We start from the raw sequence: 19,817 nt of genomic DNA, 5'->3' as shown, positions 1-19,817 counted from the left end.
GGACAAAGCGAAAACTCCAATCGTGGTTTGTCTAAGCAACAATTACGATACCGGGGTTTTCGCTTTTTTTCTATGTTCAATTCAAAATCCGATGGATTTTATGTGTCAACCACACCTTATGGTGATGAGCCACTCTTTAATTTATTATGTATTAAATATCCAAGAAAAAGGTGGTTACTTCATATTGTTTACTTTATCTAAACTACAAGTAATAAAAAACTCAAAATATGTTTTTGATGTAAAATTCGTTGAAAATCCAATTGATCGAAGCACTTTATTTTCTACAGTAATTATTGGTGAAAATGGAACTGGAAAAAGTTACTTACTTACGGTGATTTCTGAAATACTTCGTATCCTAGACTCTTCTATGAGAAAGAGTGATTTGTCTTTGCGATACGACGAATATTATTTAGAATATTTCATTTCAAAAAATAAATATAGAATTGAAATCATTAATAAACAATTAAGATGTTTTAAGAATGATGCTTTAATTGATTACGGTAAAAATGATTTACCTGCTAGGATATTAGCTACTTCATTTATGATTAATGATAAGTTCACATTTTCTCCATACGATACAAAAAGAGATGAGTTTTATAGTTATCTTGGTATACGAAGAACTTCAAATGCCACTTGGACCACTTCTATAATCAATAGAGTTTCAAATAATTTAATTCGAAATATTGACAATATAGATTTTATTGAAAATTTAAATAAAATTTTTCATTTTATGAGTTTTCAACCAAAAATTTCAATTCTATTCGAACCAACTAACAAAACATTGTTCTCTAGAAAATCAGCTTATTCAACTATAGAGAATAAAATTAATTCATTTAAAAAGAAAAATGATTTTAGATCAGACTCAATTAGAAAATATACTCAGAATGATATAGAGGATATTGAGTACTTTATAAATAATATTTCTAGAGACAGGTCTAAAATCAAACTAAATAATAAAAACTGTTTAGAGTACTTAATTAGTTTCGATAATAGCAAGTCAAAAAAATACGAATTATCAGAAGATTATAATGTTTTATTAAAATTGATAGAGTTAAAACTTATTAAGTCTCCCATTTTAAAGTTTTATAAAGATGATGATTTTGAATTCGAATATGCCTCTTCGGGCGAAAAACATCTCCTCTTTACCTTAATCAATATTGCAGCAGAACTTAAAGAAAATTCCTTAGTCCTTATAGATGAACCCGAATTAAGTCTTCACCCAAATTGGCAAATGAATTATATAAATGCATTAAAGGTTATTTTTAGTAGAATGAAAAGTTGCCATTTTATTATGGCTACCCATTCACATTATTTAGTTTCAGATTTAGAAAAAGCTTCTTCTTCTCTCGTGCATTTAAAATTATTAAAAGAAGATAAGCATCTATATAGGGAAGCAAATTTATTAGACTTTAATACTTATGGCCTTTCTGCCGAAAATATACTCTACAATGTTTTCGGAGTTCGAACTACACGAAACTTATATTTTGAAATTGATTTGAGAGAGTTGATAAATTTAATAAGTATTAATTCTAAGGATTTTGACAGAATCACCTACTTAAAGTCAAAAATTCAATCTTACATTATAGATCAGAACGATCCAGTTAATCTTTTAATTTTTGAAGTGGAAAGGTATATAAAAAATGATTCCTAAAATAAATGGTCGTACTAGATATTCTAATTCAGTGAAAAAGCACTTAAGAAAAATTAAACCTTGGCAGGCAGGGGCATGGGATAAGCAAAATAACAATATTAAATTGTTAAAAACACAACTAAGAAATCAACTCTTAATTCTACAAAATTCTAAATGTGCATACTGTGGTTTAGATTTTAACGAAACATCGTCTTCCGAATTAGAACATATAGCTCCAAAAGGCGGTCTAAAAATACCTAAATATCTCGAATTTACTTTTACTCCTTTAAATCTAGTCTTAGCATGTCATTTATGTAACTCACCTATAAAAAAAGGTACATTTGATCCTGTTATTCATTACAGTCAAAATTACAAGGAATGTACTTTTAAAATTTATCATCCTTTTTTCGACAACCCTGATGTTCATTTTGATTATGTATTTAGTGGATTTGGGATGATAGTGCAAAACAAGACTCTCAAAGGGAGAGACACTATAGATTTATTCGATTTAAATAGTGCAGCTCATATAAATGCACGCGGTAGAAATAAACTGATGGATATATTGAAGGCTGCTTTGGAAGAAACACAGGCTGAAGAAATATTAACATCAACATCTTTAACTAGTGAACAAATTGCTGATATATTAAAATCAACGACGTATAAGAAGACTCTTTAAAAGAATGACAAATCTATAATTATTATAAAAACAATTTTTCCGTATTCACATTTTTCAAAATATAGACAAAACACACGTCTTAAGTCTTATGTAACAGGACTCAAGACGTGTATTTTTTATTAATCACTCCACCCCAAACCGATAAACCGTCCTCGAGTGATACAACTCCTCGGGGTTCAATTCAATCGATGTGGCGATGTCTGGATGATTTGGTGCGTCCGGGAACGCTTGGGCTTCTAAACAAATCGCACTATGTTTCTGTCGTTCCTCAAGCGTGACAGGCGTCTCTTCACTGAGGAAGTTCGCCGTATAGACGACCATGACCGGTTGGTTCGTCTCGACGTCCATGACGCGTCCGCTCACCGGATCGTGTAGCCGGGTCACCCCGTCCTTCAAGAAGAACGGATGATCCAATCCTCCAGCCTTTACAATCGCCTCGTGCTCCGACGAAATCGACTCCCCGACTAGCTTCCCATCACGGAAGTCGAACGGTGTGTCAGATACCTCAAGCAACTCACCCGTCGGCAGCGACTCGTCATCGAGTCGTGCGACGTGTTCGGCCGGGAGCGTCAACACGTGATCATGAATCGTCGGCCGTCCGCCGAGATTAAAATAGTTGTGATGATTCAAGTTGACCCACGTCCGCTTGTCCGTCTGGGCCGTCATCGTGACGACGAGCTCATTGTCGTCCGTCAACTCATAGACGACCTTGAACGTGACGTTGCCGGGATACCCCTCTTCCCCGTCCGGACTTACATACGTAAAAGTAATCGCCTGCCCCTCGACGTCCATGTCCCAATGTCGGAATGTGATGCCGTCGTCTCCGCCATGGATATGATGCGGGGCCTCGCTTGGGGTCAAGGCCACACCATCAATCTCCGCATTGCGGATCCGACCGGCAATCCGTCCGACGACAGAACCGAGATAGACCGGGTTCTCAAGGTATTGTTCGGGACTGACATATTTCAAAATGACGGAGTCCATGTTGCCGTCACGGTCGGGTGCCGTCAACTCGGTCATGGCACACCCGTACGAAATGGCTGATAAACGCATGCCATTCTTGTTTTCAATCGTTCCTTCTCTCAACTAGCTCACCTACTTTGATTAGAGTCTTAACTATGCTACTTGTTCCCTCCCTTTCCGTTGGATAATCCCATCAAAAAAACCGCCACAATCTCGTGGCGGTCGAATCGCTTATTGTTGGCTACTGTTGCGGAGAATGAGTTCTGTCGGCAATACGACTTTCTTGCCGATTTTCCGTCCGTTCAATCGTTCTAGCAACAGCTCGACGCTCGTCTCTCCCATCATCTCCGTGTGGACATGAATTGTCGACAAGGCCGGATAGACGTACTTCGAGACACTAATATCGTTGATGCTGATCATCGAGACGTCGTGCGGGACCCGGACCCCTTTTTCATGAAGGGCACGCAGGGCACCGATTGCCAACGTATCGCTCGCAATCAGTAATGCTTTCGGCACCTCGTCTTCGGTAATCATCGCATTCATCATCCGATATCCGTCGTCCGCCAAAAACTTACCGACCATCATCCGTTCCGGCAAGAAGACGTCGTGATTTTTCATGAACTGGACATACGTCTGTTCCCGCGCATCCGCAAAAATTTCGGACCCGTCGCGTGACGTCTCTCGTCCACCGATATAGCCGATGTCCGTCACCCCTTGGTGCCAAAAGTGATGGAGAATCTTTAGTGTCGCCTTCGAGAAATCAGTCACGACAGAATCATAGCGCTCGTCTTCAGGCGTGTAGTCGACGAACACGATAGCGTCCGCTGCTTTTTTTAACGATTCGATTTCTTGATGGCTGTACTTTCCGACCGCGATAATCCCTTCTACATTCGCTTGGCTGACGTCTTCCAACTGTTGATACGTGTATTTTTGAACGTCGAGGCCTTGTTGGCGACAGGCATTTTCAATCCCATGACGAATGGCCATATAGTAAAGATCGTTCAATTCTTCTTCTTCCGTGAACCAGTGAACCAAAGCTACTTTTTGGACGCGTGTCCGTTTGGTACCCTTCTTTTGATAATCCATTTGTTCGGCGATCTCAAATATACGTTGTTTCGTCTCTGCCGTCACCGACAGAGATGGGTCCAAATTGAGTACACGCGAGACGGTCGCGATGGACACGTTCGCTCGCTTCGCTATGTCTTTAATCGTAGCCATGTGCTTCTCCCCTATACTAGTCCGTCGTCACCTGGTATACCGTTGTCGCCCGATACGTCTCTCCGGGAGACAAGATGGCGCTTGAGGTAGTGACTTCATTGATTTCATTTGGTAACCGTTGTGCTTCGAGACAAATCGCCCCGTATTGTGGAATGATGGTTTCTTCTACTGTAATGGTGCCATCCAATTGATTGCCGCTATAGACGACGAGGACCGGCAAGTCCGTTCGCATCGTTAATCGACGCCCGGTGTCGCGGTCATGCAGTGTCGCTTGAGGCGACTCGTCTGTCTCGTTCAAAAAGAAAGGATGATCATACCCGCCTTGCGCGTGCTCTAACTGTTCATCCAGTCGATGAAAACCGGATCCGAGTAGCCGGGGCGAACGAAAGTCGAATAAGGTACCTTCGACCGGGATTCTTTCACCTGTCGGAATCGAGTCTGGTCGAATCGGTGCGAACGCGTCAGCCGCGATGCTCAGTTCTTGCGCCGCCACCGTTTCACCGATTCTTCCAAGTTGGAAATACGTGTGGTTCGTCAGATTGCAGACGGTCGGTTCGGTCGTCGTCGCTTCATATGAAATGACGAGCTCCCCTTCATCCGTCAGCTCATACGTCACTTGAACGGTGAGTTCGCCTGGGTAGCCTTCTTCAAGATGTGGGCTCGTCCGCGTCAACACGAGCGTTTGCTCGTGTTGCTCAACCTGCCAGATGTGGCGATCAAATCCTTGAACCCCACCATGAAGGTGATTCGCGCCATCATTTTTGGCCAAGCGATACATCTCATTCTCAATCCGGAACGTCCCATCTGCGATTCGACCCGCGTGACGCCCTATTATCGCTCCAAAATACGGCGAGTGCTCGACATACTCCTCGATTGTGTCAAAACCGAGGACGATATTGGATATTTGACCGTCACGTTCCGGTACCATCCAACTTCGAATGATTCCGCCGTAGTTCAATACAGAAACGGCATGATTGTTTTGGTTAAATATAGTATATTCGAAAATTGGTTCATTGTTCAAATGCCCGAACAGACGCCGCATCCCGCAACCCTCCTTGTGTGTGCATCGAGTCGATGAAACGTTTCACGCCCTCGTATCCCGTTTTATCTTGTTTATATACGCCGCAATCTTCTAAACCTTTCAAGAACTTCCGACCGACTTGTTCGTAAACGAGCGTCTCGACGTCATGCGTGGCCATTTGTTTTAATGAATCCGCCCACGCTTGATGCATCGGTTCGACCGATGCCGGACGTCCCTCCACATAGCGGATGACTTCTCGTAACTCTGCTTTCAACCGTGCCGGCAAGACCGCGAGTCCCATCACTTCAATCAATCCGATGTTCTCTCGTTTAATGTGATGGACGTCCTCATGGGGATGGAACAGCCCCATCGGATGGTCTGCGGTCGTCCGGTTGTTGCGGAGAACGAGATCGAGTTCGAACGCATCCCCTCGGCGACGCGCAATCGGCGTAATCGTGTTATGTGGCTGATCCGTTTCAGTGAGAATATTGAGCGATTCATCCGAATAGACCCGCCAATGAGCGAGCACGAGCGTGGCCGCTTGAATCAATTGCTCTTTCTCCATTCCTCGCAGACGGACGACCGATAATGGCCATTTTAAATATGTCGCCTCAATCGAAGGGAACGCTTTGAGCTCCAGCGGGAATAGTTCCTTGGCCCGGGCCATCGCAAAATCGTAACGCCCTCCTTGGTAATGGTCGTGCGACAAGATGGAGCCTCCGACAATCGGCAAGTCGGCGTTCGACCCGGCGAAATAGTGCGGGAACTTGTCGACGAAATCTAATAAGCGCTCGAACGCCCCTTCATCGATGACCATGTCCCGATGCTCTTCCGACAATAAGATGCAATGCTCGTTGTAATAGACATACGGCGAGTATTGGAAATACCACGGTTGTCCGCCCAAACGAATCGGGACGACACGGTGATTCGTACGTGCCGGGTGGTCCAATCGGCCAGCGTATCCCTCATTCTCGACACATAGGAGACACTTCGGATAGTCGACCAATCCTGCAGCTGGTTGCAGCAATTTTTGTCGCGCGATTTCAGCTGGATCTTTCTCCGGTTTCGACATATTAATGGTGATATCGAGTTCTCCATATGACGTCGCGACTTGATACGAGATGTTTTTGGCAATTCGTGCCGTCTGAATATAGTTCGATGCTTGAGACAAGTGATAGAAGTAATCGGTCGCTTTTGTCGGTTCATCAAAGTATTTAAGTTGGAACATGTACTCCAAATCAGACGGTTTTGGTAAAAATACATCCATCACTTTAGCAGCTAAAATCTCTTTCGTTTCCAAAAAGTCCTCAATCAGGTTCTGCCGCACCGCTTCCTCTGTGATGTGATTTAACAGTTCAGGAATGCTCCCGTCGCTACGTGGGACCTCAGCCCACGTGACTCCTAATAAATCGAATAGGCGGTTGCGACAATAGACGATGTCACGACTTGTAATCAACTCTTGACGCTTCGCCTCATCAATCAATCCTTCGATATACGTATTCATCAAGACGTCATACCTCCCTTATAGCCGTTCGGATGCGCCCGATGCCAATCCCAAGCGTCTTGAATGATTCGTTTCACGTCAGTGCGCGATGGTTCCCATCCGAGGATGCGTTTCGCTTTCGCCGATGACGCGATGAGACGCGGCGGGTCACCTGGACGGCGCTCTTGTTCCACGGCCGGGATTGCATGACCGGTAACCGCCCGCGCTTCTTCAATCATCTCTTGGACAGAGAAACCGCTGTTCGAACCGAGGTTAAACACCTCGCTCGCCCCGCCTTCTTTCAAATAGTCGAGCGCCAAAACGTGCGCTTGAATCAAGTCCTCCACATGAATGTAATCCCGGATGCATGTCCCATCCACCGTCGGATAATCCGTCCCAAAAATAGAGATTGCCTCACGCTGACCGTTCGCGACTTGAAGAACGAGTGGCAGCAAGTGCGTCTCTGGATAGTGATCCTCACCGATGACACCGCCTGCGCGCGCACCGGCCACGTTGAAGTAACGGAGCGAGACGAATCGTAATCCATGCGCCGCCTCTGTCCAATGAATCATTCGCTCCATCGCAAGCTTCGTCTCCCCATAAGTCGACGTCGGTCTCGTCACCGCTTCCTCCGTAATCGGCATCACGTCTTGTTCACCGTATGTCGCTGCCGTCGACGAGAAAACGAGACGTTTTACGTCATGGGCCACCATCACCTCGAGCAAGCACTGCGTTCCATGGACGTTGTTGTCATAATATTTTAGCGGATTGGTCATCGACTCGCCGACGAGCGAGTTGGCAGCGAAATGGACGACTTGATCAATCGTTTCTGTCGCGAACACGTCGCTCAAGAAGCTGCGGTCTCGAATATCGCCTTCATAAAACCGCGCCTGCGGATGAACCGATTCCCGATGCCCCGTCTCCAGATTATCAATCACGACGACATCCTCGCCGCGATCCAATAATTGATATACAGCATGTGATCCGATATAACCGGCCCCACCAACGACTAATGTTGTCATCACACTTCCTCCTTCATCCCAAGCTTCATTTCATGCGCCCCTTCATCGATTGAGGCCACATAGAACGTCGGGGCATACCCGATTACTTCCGAATACCGTTCGGACACCGCCTGACGAAACGAATCAATTGCCTCATCGCGGACGAGGGCAATCGCACATCCTCCAAAACCGGCACCGGTCATCCGGGCCCCGATGGCCCCGTTCGCCCAAGCGGCCTCGACGAGCGTATCGAGCTCTTTCCCCGTCACTTCGTAATCATCTCGAAGCGAGACATGTGACGCATTCATGAGACGGCCGAAATCCTCGAGCCGATTCGCTTTTAACGCCACGAGCGCCTGGAGCGTCCGATCGTTTTCATAGACGGCGTGTCGAGCCCGTTTGACGAGCGTCTCGTCTTGAAGCAGAGAGACGTTCGACTCGAACGTGTCCGGTGTCACATCACCGAGCGACTGAATCGATAGCGTACGTTGCAACTGCTCGAGCGCCGTCTCACACTCGGCCCGACGTTCATTGTATTTCGAGTCGGCCAGCTCCCGTCGCTTGTTCGTATTCATGATGACGATTGAGAGACCATCCAAGTCGATGGGTGCATATTCACACGCAAGCGTGTCGCAATCGAGGAGCATCGCGTGACCTCGCTTGCCCATGCCGATGGCGAACTGATCCATAATCCCACTGTTGACACCAATGTACTCGTTCTCGGCCCGTTGCCCCAGCTTCACGAGCTCAAGTGGTTCAAGGTCGAGTCGCTCGATCACATTCAGTCCAAACGCCGTCGCCAGCTCGATTGATGCAGATGAAGACAATCCGGCACCGTTCGGAATGTTTCCGAAGAACCACATGTCGATGCCCGTGGTGATGGCCTGAGTCCGTTCCTGCAACAAATGAAGCATCGCTTTCGGATAGTTCGCCCAGTCATCTTCTTCCCGGAACGCTAAATCGCCTAGTCGACGTTCAATCACCCCTGCTTCAGGAAAGTTCTCTGAATAGAAGCGGACGACATCGTCTTCACGCTTCCGCATCAAGACGTACGTTCCGAACGTAATCGCAGCCGGAAAGACATGTCCCCCGTTGTAGTCCGTATGCTCGCCGATTAAATTGATTCGACCAGGTGCGAAAAAGAGATGCGTCGGTTCTGTCTCGAACGTTTTTTTATACGACGCAATCATTTGTTTTTGATTCATAGTAATCCTCCTCGGACGATTGAGTAAACGCTTTCACAACTCCATTCTCGTCATTATTTTACTAAAAGTCAATGTAATTTTACTAATTAAATTTGTCTAAATCGTTTATTATAGCCATTTAAAACGTTCATATTGCGACATAACCTCCTAGATGAGAATAATTTAATCGCCTGTATTAAATGAAATAAAAATAATAGTTAAATTTTTTAGTAAAAAATATGTTGCATTATTCATTAAAATTCGTTAAGTTTTATTTGAAAGCGGTTACACCATTATTGGAGGAGGATTCATATGAACATGAAAAAAATTGGAGCAGCGGCTTCAACGGGGTTGTTGGTCTTCTCTCTCGCAGCTTGTAGCGGGGGCGACTCTTCAAGTGATAGCGGGAAAACACAAATCAAGTTCATCAACGGTTTCACCGGCGGGGACGGTGCCTTCATGACGAAGATCGTGGACGGGTTCAACTCTAGCCAGGACGAGTTCGAGGTCGTCCAGTCGCAAGAGAAGGATCACTATACGAAATTTAAGTCAGGGAATTACGATTTGGTCGTCATCCACGAGACGAGCCTTGAGACGTACCAAAAAGATCAATTGATTCAAGACGCCGGCCCTTATATGGAAACAGCCGGATTAGCAGAAGATGACTTCAACGCGGCAGGTATCCAGTCGGGTACGGTCGAAGACAAACTGTTCGGGGTACCGCTCGACATTCACCCGCTCACGATGTTCTATAACGAAGAACTCGTCAGCGAAGCTCCGACGGATTACGAGCAACTGAAGGCACTCGGCGAAACGCTTCAAAGTGAGAACGAGAACCTGTATGCGTTTGGTCTCCCATCGACCGGATTGACGACGTTCTACTTCACGGCCGCCGCCGCGCAAAACGGCATCGACCTTGCGAAAGATGGATATCTCGACTTCACGCAGAGCGACTATGCCGATGCGCTCATGCAGTATCACGACATGGTCTTCAAAGACAACACGTCACCTGAAAAACTCGGCCTCGACGGTGAGTTCCAGGCGTTCATGAAGTCAGCGGATGAAGGGGCCAAACAAACGGCCGTCACGATGACCGGTCCTTGGTACTATCAAGCCGTGAAAGAGAAGTACGCGGACAACCTCGGCATCGGTGCCATGCCGACACTATTCGAAACGGCAGCGACGACGGGTAACGCCCATACAATCTCGGTCGCCGCTTCGGTCGAGGACGAAGAAGTGAAAGACGGTATCTCTGAGTTCTTGAAGTATCTCTACACACCAGAAAACTTGGCGAACTGGGCTGAATCTGGCCAGACACCATCACACCTTGCGACACTCGACTTGATCACGGAAGACCCAGAGAAATATGAGTTGGCTGCGAAGAACCAAGAGCAGCTCGACACATATGTGGCCGCACCGCGCGTCTATCAATTCGATGAGCAAATGCGTTACATGAACGAAGTCGTCTTCACGAAGTTGACGAGTGAACCAAATCTTACAAAAGATGCGCTCATGAGTGAGCTTGAAAAAGCGACGAAAGCCGCTAAACAGATTGCAGATACTCAATAAGCTGAAGGACACGAGGTCAGTGCAGGGTATCCTGCACTGATTTCTTATGAAGGAGGGTCTTCCCCGTGCATATGACGAACAAATCAAAGTGGCTTGGGTTCATCTTCGTTGTCCCATTCCTGGTAAGCTTCCTAGTCTTTTGGTTAATCCCGCTCTTATACGGCATTTGGATCAGTCTTCACGACTTCCGGTTGTCGGTCGGAAACAATGGATTCATCGGTTTGAAGAACTATGTCGACATCTTGACACCTGACACGATTTATAACCGAACGTTCATGACCTCGCTCAAAAACACCCTCATGTTCATCGTGCTGAGCGTACCGCCGCTCATCTTGATCAGTCTCGGTCTCGCCTTATTGATCGAGCACTTACCAAAAAAATTGAAGACGTTCTTCCGGACCGTCTTTTTCTTGTCCTACTCGATTTCAGTCACCGCCGTGTCCGCCATCTACTTGTGGCTCTTCGGCGCGAATGGTGGGTATATCAATAATATTTTGATGAAGGCCGGACTCATCTCGTCACCAATCAACTGGACGGGCGACCAACCGTATGCCTGGCTCGTCATCGTCATCGCGACCATCTGGTGGACGATTGGCTTCAACATGCTGTTGTTCGTCAACGCGCTCGACGAAGTCGACGGCACGCTTTACGAAGCCGCTGACTTGGACGGGGCCTCGGCTTGGAACAAATTCCGTTTCATCACGTTGCCAGAGATTCGAAACATCTCGATTTTCGTCATGATCACGACGGTCATCGCCTCATTCAACTTATACGGGCAATCGCTCCTCATCACACGAGGCGGACCTGAACAGTCGACGAGCTCACTCATCATGGGCATCAACACGACCGTCTTCGGCAACAACCAACTCGGTGTCGGATCGGCGATGGCGCTCCTCATGGGGGTCATCATGATGCTCATCACCGGCATCCAATATTGGATCTCGTATAAGAGTGACAAAGACAACCTCGCGAAACCGAGTCGTAAAGAGCGGAAACGCTTGAAGCGGGCCGTCAATGCCGGACCGACGAACGTCAATCAGCACCCTGCTGCCACAATCGATAAAAAGGAGCGAAAAATCACATGAGACAGAAACGAATCAAATCAGGCATTCTTGTTGCGGTCGCTTCTGTACTCGCCGTGCTCTTTCTCTTCCCGCTCGTTTGGATGGTGTTCACATCCTTTAAGACGCTGAGCGAATCACTTGCGAGTGCCTCACTTTTCCCACGTCAATGGACGCTTGAGAACTATGCCAGCATCTTCTCGGCCTCAGCCGACTCGAACATGGTCCAGTGGACAATCAACACGGCGATCGTCACGTTAATCGGTACCGTGCTCGTCATCTTCGTCGACGTCCTCGCGGCTTATGCGCTGGCTCGCCTCAACATCCCGTTCAAAAAAGTCATTCTCGGCATCGTCGTCGTCGCCTTGACCGTCCCGGGAATCGTCACGTTGTTCCCCGCCTTCTATCTGTTCAAGAGCGCGGACCTACTCGACACGTATGCTCCGCTCATCTTGCCGTACTCGGCTGGGACGCTCGGCGTGTTCTTGATTTACAACTTCTTGCGCTCGTTCCCGAAAGAACTCGAAGAAGCGGCTTATCTCGATGGCGCTTCGCAATGGCAAGTCTTGACGCAAGTCATCTTCCCCTCGATTAAACCCGTCGTCACGACGCTCGGGGTCGTCACGTTCCTTGCCATCTATAACGACTTCCTCTGGCCGTCACTCGTCACGAACAGTGACGAGATGAAGACGCTCACACTCGGGGTCGCCACGCTCGTTCAAGGCTCGAATTTCGTCAACCCGGCGGCCATGATGGCCTCGACCGTCGTCGCGACCGTACCGGCGCTGATTATCTTCCTCTGGGCGAACAAATACTTCGTCAAAGGCGTCACCAATTCTGGAATCAAGTGAGGCGATGTTGATGCAAGAGACACATCTTCCGGTTCAAACCGTGAAACGGACGGATCTTCATATGCGTGATCCGTTCGTTTTTTCGGATGAATCGACACAGACCTATTACTTATTCGGAACGACGTTCGCCGACGGCGTCGGCGACATCGAACCCGGCTTCCACGTCTACACGAGCAATAATCTCGAGGACTGGACCGGACCTTATCTCGCCTTCTCCCCGCCGGCCGGGTATTGGGGCGTCCGTCATTATTGGGCGCCCGAGGTCCATCGCGTCGACGACAGCTATTGGATGCTCGCGACGTGTAAAGGCGGGATTGGCGTCCATCGGGGCACGACGATTTTACAGGCCGCTCACCCTGGAGGACCGTATCACCCGCTCTATAACGAAGCGACCACACCTCGGGATGAAGAGGCGCTCGATGGGACGCTGTACGAGGAGGACGGGAGACGTTTTCTCGTCTACTGCCACGAATGGACCCAGCAATATTATGGGGAAATCAAGGCCATCGAACTTGATGCCGGGCGCCCCATCGGTCGACCGTTTCAAATCGTCCGCGCCGGTGATCAGTCGTGGATTCGAAAATTCAGTGACCCGCGCATCCAGAAGGAAGGTTATTTGACCGACGCCCCCTTCTTCTATAGAGCGGCGAACGGGCACCTGCTCATGTTTTGGTCGAGTTATGCCGACTCCCATGTGACCGGCGGTGCCGGAGGCTACACGGTCGCCGTCGTCCGTTCGACATCGGGCTCGATTTTCGGGCCATGGGCCGAGGACGAGACGCTCTTCCTCGACAAGGACGCCGGGCACTGCAGCCTGTTCCGCACGTTCTCAGGCGAACTGATGCTCTGTACGCATTCTCCGGACACGCCCCACGGGATGGAACGTCCGACGTTCTTTTCGTTAATCGAGACAAATGATGGACTGATGATTCAGTAACCAACAAAGGAGTAGACACTTATGACGATCACACACTTCCCTCGACCACAATTCATCCGGAACGACTGGCAGTCCCTCGACGGCGCCTGGCAATTCGCTTTCGACGATGACAATAAAGGACTCCAAGAACATTGGTTCAAAGGATACAACTTCCCACTCACCATCAACGTCCCGTTCGCCTATCAGACGGAACGAAGCGGTGTACACGACCCGAGCTTCCATGACGTCGTCTGGTACGAGCGGACGTTTGACGTGCCGAGCGATTGGAACGAGCGCGTCGTCTTACATTTCAACGCCGTCGATTACGAGACGGCCGTATATGTGAATGATCAATTGGTCGGCACGCACATCGGCGGGCAGACCCCGTTCTCGTTCGACATCACCGACGTCTTGAATCACGGAGAAGAACGCGTCTCCGTCCGGGTGTTCGACCCGTCCACGGATGAGACGATTCCACGTGGCAAACAGTTCTGGCAAGAAGCGCCCGACTCGATTTGGTATACGCGAACGACCGGAATATGGCAGAGTGTCTGGCTCGAGCATGTGCCACACGCCTCGCTCCAACGCGTCCGGATGACTCCTGACCTTGATCAAGGCGAGATTCGACTCGCCTATGACGTTTCGCCCGGCGCGGTCGGACTCACGCTTGAGACCGAGATTTCCTTCCAAGGCGAGCTCGTCAGCTCAGAGCAAACCCGACTCGTCTCGACGACCGGGAAGCGCGCCGTCAACGTCCTTGGCCTGCATATCTTCCATACGAATTTCCATCACGATGGTCGGACGTGGACCCCGGAGAACCCGAACTTGTTCGACATCGTGTTCCGACTAAAAGACGGCGAACGGACCGTCGACGAAGTGACGTCATATTTCGGGATGCGAAAAATCCATACCGAGGGCGGCATGTTCTATTTGAACAACAAGCCATATTACCAGAAGCTTGTCCTCGACCAAGGCTATTGGCGCGAGAGTTTGCTCACCCCACCGTCGGATGACGCGTTGAAACGTGATATCGAGCTCGCCAAAGAGATGGGCTTCAATGGCTGTCGGAAGCACCAAAAAGTCGAAGACCCGCGCTTCCTCTACTGGGCGGATCACCTCGGCTATCTCGTCTGGGGCGAATCGGCTGCATCCGCCTTCTATACAGAAGACGCGGCGGCACGTCTGACGAGAGAGTGGATCGAGATTGTTGAACGTGACTATAACCATCCGTCAATTGTGGCCTGGGTGCCACTCAATGAGAGCTGGGGCATCCCGCTCGTCCGATCTGATGCGATGCAACAGCATCACTCGCAGGCGATGTACCATTTGATTCACTCGATTGACGGCACACGTCCCGTTATCTCGAACGACGGTTGGGAACTGACCGTGACCGACCTTTGTGCCATCCATAACTATAATCATGGCCAAGCAGACGAGACGGAGAAATACGAGGTGTATAAGCAAGATCTCGCGACGATCGAGTCGCTCCTCACTTCGCAACCGGCCCGTCGTCGCATTTATGCGAACGGCTTCAGCCATCAAGGCGAACCGATCCTCTTGACCGAGTTCGGCGGGATCGGCTACAAAATCGGTGGCGACGCCGGCTGGGGCTACACGTCGGTCTCCGACGGCGAGACGTTCGTGAAGGACTACGCCCGCATCATGGACGCCGTCTACGCCTCCCGTGCGCTCCATGGCTACTGCTATACCCAACTGACAGATGTCGAACAAGAGATCAACGGATTGCTCACGTATGACCGGGAACCGAAAGTCCCGCTCGAGGCGATTCGCCAAATCAATGACCAGTGGCATCACGAAATCCGTTAATCCATTATAGGTGCCTCTCGGGGCACCTTTTCTTCTAAAGGAGGAGCTTATGAATCGAAAAACAATGTGGATTGTCGCCGCCCTTGTCGGTGCGATTGCCATTGCCCTCGTCGGGTGGTCGCTGACGAGAGCGGATCAATTGACCGAGAGTGATACGTTTAGGAATCCGATTTTACCGGACGGGGCCGATCCGTTCTTGTATGAGCATGACGGATCATACGTGTACACGCAGACGACCGGTAGCAACGTCACGCTATGGCGCACCGATGCCCCAACCGAGCTGGCGACAGCCGAATCGAAGGTCATCTGGCAACCGACGAAAGGCGAACGGGACATTTGGGCCCCAGAAATCCATTTCGTGAACGACCGCTGGTACGTCTATTATGCGGCCGTCATGCCGGGCGAGGTGCACAAGATGTATGTGCTCGAGTCGGCGACCGCGGACCCGTTCTCCGATTACACGGAAAAAGGTGTCATCGAGGACCCGTCCGGCAAGTGGGCCATCGATGGCACGATTCTCAAGAACGGCGATGACCTGTATTACGTCTGGTCGGGTTGGGAAGGCGACGTCAACGTCAGCCAATACCTGTATATCGCCGAAATGTCCGACCCGATGACGATTTCGAGCGAGCGGGTCGAGTTGTCTCGTCCGACCTATGACTGGGAGTCGCTCGGTGCCCCACCGTCAATCAACGAAGGGCCTCAAATCCTGATGAAAGAGGATCAAATCCATATCGTCTATTCAGCGAGTGGCAGTTGGACCGACTTTTACCAGCTCGGCCTATTGTCGGCGCCTAGTGATGCCGACTTGATGGATCCTGATACCTGGACCAAACAAGAAGAACCTGTATTCTCATCGAATGAAGACGTTTTCGGTCCCGGCCACGCCTCGTTCGTGACGTCCCCGGATGGAACGGAAGACTGGATTGTCTATCACGCCGCCCGCGCCGAAGGGAGCGGCTGGACACGGAACGTACGGATGCAACCATTCACCTGGGAGGACAACGTCCCAGTGTTCGGTGAACCGGTCTCGACGAACGAGACTCTCCCGCTCCCGTCAGGCCAGACAGGAACGCTCGCCGTCGATATGAACGAGACGATAACGTCTGACAGCCCATTAGACCTGCGACTCGACATTCCTGAGAGCGGACGTTATCAAGTTATCGCCTACATCGAAAACCAAGACGAGACCCCGCTCACACTCACGATTGATGACCAAGAAATTCGAGGTATGGCCCTCCAAAATGACGGGGTTGCGCCAACGCTCAACATGGTCGTATTCGATGCGATTGAGTTACAAAACGGCACCACAACATTTGAGTTCGCAAATAAAGTAGAAATTGATATCAAGCGAATCGAGCTTCGACGTCTTTAAGACAAAGCTACTTATTCACGCAGTAGCATCCATTTATTAATCACTAAAAGTCCCCATCTTTTTATACAAGATGAGGACTTTTTGCATTCTAACTAGTAACTTTCATAGCTTCAATTTTTTATTAAGGTTAAAAACTGTTTTTGAAATACGGTATGGAATCGTCTATCAATCACGTACTTGTGATCATTCCACAGACTCTTCCGGTTAATACTACACGGACCCCATCACGCCATACACCTACCCTCACAAAGAAGGAAACGGTATTCCCCCCGTCTAACAATTGGCCTTATCACACATAAGCCCGGGGATATCTCCGATAACATAGGGCGTAAGGTGACAGAGGCGTGAGACAACGGCGGAACAACGACTGAAAAGGGGGGAATAGCGTTTATACTCGGTCTAACCTAGGAATGAAGCAGAGCGCTCGGAAGAGAATCGACGATGAAAACAATTGACGAACAAATCCATGAGTGGGAGCCGATGATCCATTACGTCGTCCGACACTTGAACATCCACCCGAACGAGCAAGAAGACTGCGCCCAAATCGCACGCATCGCTTTGTGGGAAGCGTTGAATCGGGGGTGCACGTTATCAAAGACGTACTGTTTCCAACGGGTACGTGGGGCCATCTTAAATCACCAGCAAAAGAACGCCCGGCACTTGAAACATGAAATCGCGGCCGAACAGTTGCCCGAACAATGCATGACGTCCGAGCGACATCTCTTCGACTGGCTCGACGAAAAACGACTGAAACTGTCACCCCGCCACTTCGAACTTCTCTGTCACCTGATTGATGGAACCGAACAGACGCTGGCCTATTCCGCAAGTCGATTGCGAGCTTACAAGGCGGACGTTCAACGTGAACTGAGAGAAGACATCTATTCGAAGGAGTGAACAACATGGAACACATAACAATCAAACAGGCCATCTCCATTTATTTAGAGGACGTGGAATTCAGACAACGTAAATCACAAGACACTGTGAAAACGTACCGGAACACCTTGCGCCGATTCGAGCACATGATGGACGAGTCGAACGTGACCTTATTAAAAGACGTGGACGAAACCGCCCACGCCTATGCGTATCGAGATGAATTGGTGGACTGTGAGCGAGCGTTCAACACAATCAAGAAGTATGTAAGTGTGCTCAAAACGTTCATGGCCTACTCGGTTCACAAAGGCTGGATCACCAAGAACCCATTCGCACTCGTCAACGTATCCGGCGCCGAGGCGAGACGACAATCGATCATCCTCGGCCGCGAACAGCTGCATCAAATCTTGTATCATGCTGACAACGCGACCCTGTATAACATTTATATGATTGGGTGTGATGCCGGGCTACGAATCAGCGAGACGCTAAATTTAACGATTGAAGATGTCGCGTTCGAGACGAATGAATTGGTGATTCGACACGGCAAAGGCGATAAGATGCGCGAGGTACCGATGAGTGACCGTCTACGTGACGCACTACTGCGTTACATTCAATGGGAACGGCCGAAGACCGATACGGAGTCTACCTACTTGTTCATCATGCCGCGCGGCACGAAAGTCCGGGCGAACTACGTGAACGAGTATCTACAAAAAGTGTCGAATGAAAAGCTCGGCTTTGGCATCACGAGCCACGTATTACGGCACAGCTTTGCGACGGAGCTGTACAATGCAGGTGTCAACATCACCAAAATCAGTCGCTTGCTCGGCCACGCTTCGACGGAGACGACCGAACTATATCTGCACATTTCCAAAGAACAAAAACATGAGACGATTGAAGTGCTTAACAAGATGAACAGACAGATTGATCAAAATAAGTAAGGAGTATCATTAGTATTAAAATATGGCAGCACGAGGACTAGTCCCTGTGCTGCCATATGATTAGTCACGACTATACAAATCGCGCGTATAAACTTTGTCTGCCACATCTTCAAGCTCTGGATGTAGACGGTTTGTGACGATGACGTCGGCTGTCTCTTTGAACGTCTCAAAGTCATTGATGACAGGTGAATTGTAGAACGATTCTTCTTTTAGAACCGGCTCATAGATGACGACTTCGACACCTTTTGCCTTAATACGCTTCATGATTCCTTGGATTGATGAGGCTCGGAAGTTGTCCGAATCCGTCTTCATCGTTAAACGATAGACGCCGACACGCTTCGGATTTTGCTTCAAAATCGACTCAGCGACAAAATCTTTACGTGTACGGTTTGCCTCAACGATGGCCCCGATGATATTGTTTGGAACGTCCTCATAATTAGCAAGAAGCTGTTTCGTATCTTTCGGCAAGCAGTAACCACCGTAACCGAATGATGGGTTATTGTAGTGTGAACCGATTCGTGGATCGAGTCCCACACCTTCAATGATTTGCTTAGAGTCAAGACCACGCACTTCTGCGTACGTATCAAGTTCGTTGAAGAACGCGACACGCATCGCTAAATAGGTGTTCGAGAACAACTTGATGGCTTCCGCTTCAGTTGAATCAGTCAACAACATCGGAATATCGTCTTTGATGGCAGCGTCTTTTAACAAGTTTGCGAACACTTCAGCGCGCTTGGATTGTTCACCGACAACGATACGTGATGGATAAAGGTTATCGTGTAACGCTTGGCCCTCACGCAAGAATTCTGGCGAGAAAATGATGTTTTCCGTATCAAATCTTGCTTTGACCTCGTCTGTATACCCTACTGGGACCGTAGACTTTATGACCATGACAGCGTCTGGATTGATTGCGAGTACAGTAGCAATGACACTTTCAACGGTAGTTGTATTGAAATAGTTACGCACCGGGTCATAATCCGTAGGCGTTGCAATAACAACGTATTCTGCATCTTTGAACGCTGCCAGATTATCTGTTGTCGCAACTAAATTCAATTTTTTATTTTGTAAAAAATCTTCAATACCTTTATCGACAATTGGTGATTTCTTGGTATTAATTATGTTTATTCTTTCCTCTAGAATATCATATACAACAACTTCATTTTTTTGGGATAGTAGAACGGAAATCGACAAACCGACGTAACCTGCCCCTGCTACAGTTATCTTCATTAGAAAT

Annotated in this window: 17 protein-coding genes; 10 read left to right on the top strand and 7 right to left on the bottom strand. The window is 48.6% G+C overall.

Translation table 11 applies throughout. The annotated features are described in order from the left end of the window. Both KNP79_RS07720 and KNP79_RS07715 read left to right on the top strand, forming a co-directional pair. A partial coding sequence (locus tag KNP79_RS07720) for an AAA family ATPase (RefSeq protein WP_215191838.1) occupies nucleotides 1–1,651 on the top strand: 1,651 nt, incomplete at its 5' end. Further along, the gene (locus tag KNP79_RS07715; RefSeq protein WP_215191836.1) at nucleotides 1,641–2,306 is read left to right on the top strand and encodes a retron system putative HNH endonuclease; all 666 of its coding nucleotides are present in this window, start codon (nucleotides 1,641–1,643) and stop codon (nucleotides 2,304–2,306) included. The genes KNP79_RS07720 and KNP79_RS07715, both read left to right, overlap by 11 nt. 123 nt (nucleotides 2,307–2,429) lie before the next feature. Here KNP79_RS07715 and KNP79_RS07710 read toward each other — a convergent pair whose 3' ends face one another. The 6 genes from KNP79_RS07710 to KNP79_RS07685 all read right to left on the bottom strand — a co-directional run bounded on the left by KNP79_RS07710 (nucleotide 2,430) and on the right by KNP79_RS07685 (nucleotide 9,197). Next, complete coding sequence (locus KNP79_RS07710; RefSeq protein WP_215191834.1) at nucleotides 2,430–3,392, bottom strand: aldose epimerase family protein; 963 nt, start codon at nucleotides 3,390–3,392, stop codon at nucleotides 2,430–2,432. Nucleotides 3,393–3,500: 108 nt separating this feature from the next. Then, entirely contained in the window at nucleotides 3,501–4,487 is a 987-nt protein-coding gene (locus KNP79_RS07705; protein ID WP_214714280.1) for a LacI family DNA-binding transcriptional regulator, read from the bottom strand. A 16-nt stretch (nucleotides 4,488–4,503) separates the two neighbouring features. After that, a complete protein-coding gene (locus KNP79_RS07700; protein WP_215191832.1) occupies nucleotides 4,504–5,529 on the bottom strand; it encodes an aldose epimerase family protein in 1,026 nt (341 codons plus the stop codon). Further along, complete coding sequence (locus tag KNP79_RS07695; RefSeq protein ID WP_215191830.1) at nucleotides 5,498–7,012, bottom strand: UDP-glucose--hexose-1-phosphate uridylyltransferase; 1,515 nt, start codon at nucleotides 7,010–7,012, stop codon at nucleotides 5,498–5,500. The genes KNP79_RS07700 and KNP79_RS07695 overlap by 32 nt, the downstream gene beginning before the upstream one ends. Beyond that, complete coding sequence (galE, locus tag KNP79_RS07690) at nucleotides 7,012–8,013, bottom strand: UDP-glucose 4-epimerase GalE (RefSeq protein ID WP_215191828.1); 1,002 nt, start codon at nucleotides 8,011–8,013, stop codon at nucleotides 7,012–7,014. Before galE ends, KNP79_RS07695 begins: the two co-directional genes overlap by 1 nt. Continuing rightward, nucleotides 8,013–9,197 (bottom strand): galactokinase, encoded by a 1,185-nt coding sequence (locus tag KNP79_RS07685; protein WP_215191827.1) that lies wholly within the window; start codon nucleotides 9,195–9,197, stop codon nucleotides 8,013–8,015. The genes galE and KNP79_RS07685 overlap by 1 nt, the downstream gene beginning before the upstream one ends. Nucleotides 9,198–9,488: 291 nt before the next feature. Between KNP79_RS07685 and KNP79_RS07680 the strand changes: the two genes are divergently transcribed. The 8 genes from KNP79_RS07680 to KNP79_RS07645 all read left to right on the top strand — a co-directional run bounded on the left by KNP79_RS07680 (nucleotide 9,489) and on the right by KNP79_RS07645 (nucleotide 18,583). Next, nucleotides 9,489–10,745 (top strand): type 2 periplasmic-binding domain-containing protein, encoded by a 1,257-nt coding sequence (locus tag KNP79_RS07680; RefSeq protein ID WP_214714289.1) that lies wholly within the window; start codon nucleotides 9,489–9,491, stop codon nucleotides 10,743–10,745. A gap of 71 nt (nucleotides 10,746–10,816) precedes the next feature. Further along, nucleotides 10,817–11,830 carry a carbohydrate ABC transporter permease gene (locus KNP79_RS07675; RefSeq protein ID WP_251132915.1) on the top strand — a complete coding sequence of 338 codons (1,014 nt, stop codon included), beginning with the start codon at nucleotides 10,817–10,819 and terminating at the stop codon, nucleotides 11,828–11,830. Beyond that, nucleotides 11,827–12,657, top strand: coding sequence for a carbohydrate ABC transporter permease (locus KNP79_RS07670; RefSeq protein WP_214714294.1), 831 nt, complete (start codon nucleotides 11,827–11,829; stop codon nucleotides 12,655–12,657). The genes KNP79_RS07675 and KNP79_RS07670 overlap by 4 nt, the downstream gene beginning before the upstream one ends. A gap of 10 nt (nucleotides 12,658–12,667) precedes the next feature. After that, a complete protein-coding gene (locus KNP79_RS07665; protein WP_215191823.1) occupies nucleotides 12,668–13,594 on the top strand; it encodes a glycoside hydrolase family 43 protein in 927 nt (308 codons plus the stop codon). 21 nt (nucleotides 13,595–13,615) lie between these two features. Then, nucleotides 13,616–15,400 carry a glycoside hydrolase family 2 protein gene (locus KNP79_RS07660; RefSeq protein WP_215191821.1) on the top strand — a complete coding sequence of 595 codons (1,785 nt, stop codon included), beginning with the start codon at nucleotides 13,616–13,618 and terminating at the stop codon, nucleotides 15,398–15,400. A gap of 49 nt (nucleotides 15,401–15,449) precedes the next feature. Beyond that, nucleotides 15,450–16,775, top strand: coding sequence for a glycoside hydrolase family 43 protein (locus tag KNP79_RS07655; protein ID WP_215191819.1), 1,326 nt, complete (start codon nucleotides 15,450–15,452; stop codon nucleotides 16,773–16,775). A 441-nt stretch (nucleotides 16,776–17,216) separates the two neighbouring features. Next, on the top strand, nucleotides 17,217–17,669 hold the full coding sequence (locus KNP79_RS07650; RefSeq protein WP_214800003.1) for a sigma factor: 453 nt from the start codon (nucleotides 17,217–17,219) through the stop codon (nucleotides 17,667–17,669). A 5-nt stretch (nucleotides 17,670–17,674) separates the two neighbouring features. Next, nucleotides 17,675–18,583, top strand: a complete 909-nt coding sequence (locus tag KNP79_RS07645; protein ID WP_215191817.1) for a tyrosine-type recombinase/integrase — start codon at nucleotides 17,675–17,677, stop codon at nucleotides 18,581–18,583. Nucleotides 18,584–18,643: 60 nt separating this feature from the next. Here KNP79_RS07645 and KNP79_RS07640 read toward each other — a convergent pair whose 3' ends face one another. Then, on the bottom strand, nucleotides 18,644–19,810 hold the full coding sequence (locus tag KNP79_RS07640; RefSeq protein WP_215191815.1) for a nucleotide sugar dehydrogenase: 1,167 nt from the start codon (nucleotides 19,808–19,810) through the stop codon (nucleotides 18,644–18,646). Nucleotides 19,811–19,817: the final 7 nt, after the last annotated feature.

It is taken from the genome of Exiguobacterium sp. s7, from assembly GCF_018618195.1.
Classification (GTDB): Bacteria; Bacillota; Bacilli; order Exiguobacteriales; family Exiguobacteriaceae; genus Exiguobacterium; species Exiguobacterium mexicanum_A.
This window is presented reverse-complemented; position numbering and strand designations above follow the sequence as displayed.

Coding starts and splice junctions, on each gene's coding strand:
- KNP79_RS07715 (WP_215191836.1), top strand. CDS start 1,641: ATGATTCCTAAAATAAATGGTCGTACTAGATATTCTAATTCAGTGAAA.
- KNP79_RS07705 (WP_214714280.1), bottom strand. CDS start 4,487: ATGGCTACGATTAAAGACATAGCGAAGCGAGCGAACGTGTCCATCGCG.
- KNP79_RS07700 (WP_215191832.1), bottom strand. CDS start 5,529: ATGCGGCGTCTGTTCGGGCATTTGAACAATGAACCAATTTTCGAATAT.
- KNP79_RS07695 (WP_215191830.1), bottom strand. CDS start 7,012: ATGAATACGTATATCGAAGGATTGATTGATGAGGCGAAGCGTCAAGAG.
- galE (WP_215191828.1), bottom strand. CDS start 8,013: ATGACAACATTAGTCGTTGGTGGGGCCGGTTATATCGGATCACATGCT.
- KNP79_RS07685 (WP_215191827.1), bottom strand. CDS start 9,197: ATGAATCAAAAACAAATGATTGCGTCGTATAAAAAAACGTTCGAGACA.
- KNP79_RS07680 (WP_214714289.1), top strand. CDS start 9,489: ATGAACATGAAAAAAATTGGAGCAGCGGCTTCAACGGGGTTGTTGGTC.
- KNP79_RS07675 (WP_251132915.1), top strand. CDS start 10,817: ATGACGAACAAATCAAAGTGGCTTGGGTTCATCTTCGTTGTCCCATTC.
- KNP79_RS07670 (WP_214714294.1), top strand. CDS start 11,827: ATGAGACAGAAACGAATCAAATCAGGCATTCTTGTTGCGGTCGCTTCT.
- KNP79_RS07665 (WP_215191823.1), top strand. CDS start 12,668: ATGCAAGAGACACATCTTCCGGTTCAAACCGTGAAACGGACGGATCTT.
- KNP79_RS07660 (WP_215191821.1), top strand. CDS start 13,616: ATGACGATCACACACTTCCCTCGACCACAATTCATCCGGAACGACTGG.
- KNP79_RS07655 (WP_215191819.1), top strand. CDS start 15,450: ATGAATCGAAAAACAATGTGGATTGTCGCCGCCCTTGTCGGTGCGATT.
- KNP79_RS07650 (WP_214800003.1), top strand. CDS start 17,217: ATGAAAACAATTGACGAACAAATCCATGAGTGGGAGCCGATGATCCAT.
- KNP79_RS07645 (WP_215191817.1), top strand. CDS start 17,675: ATGGAACACATAACAATCAAACAGGCCATCTCCATTTATTTAGAGGAC.
- KNP79_RS07640 (WP_215191815.1), bottom strand. CDS start 19,810: ATGAAGATAACTGTAGCAGGGGCAGGTTACGTCGGTTTGTCGATTTCC.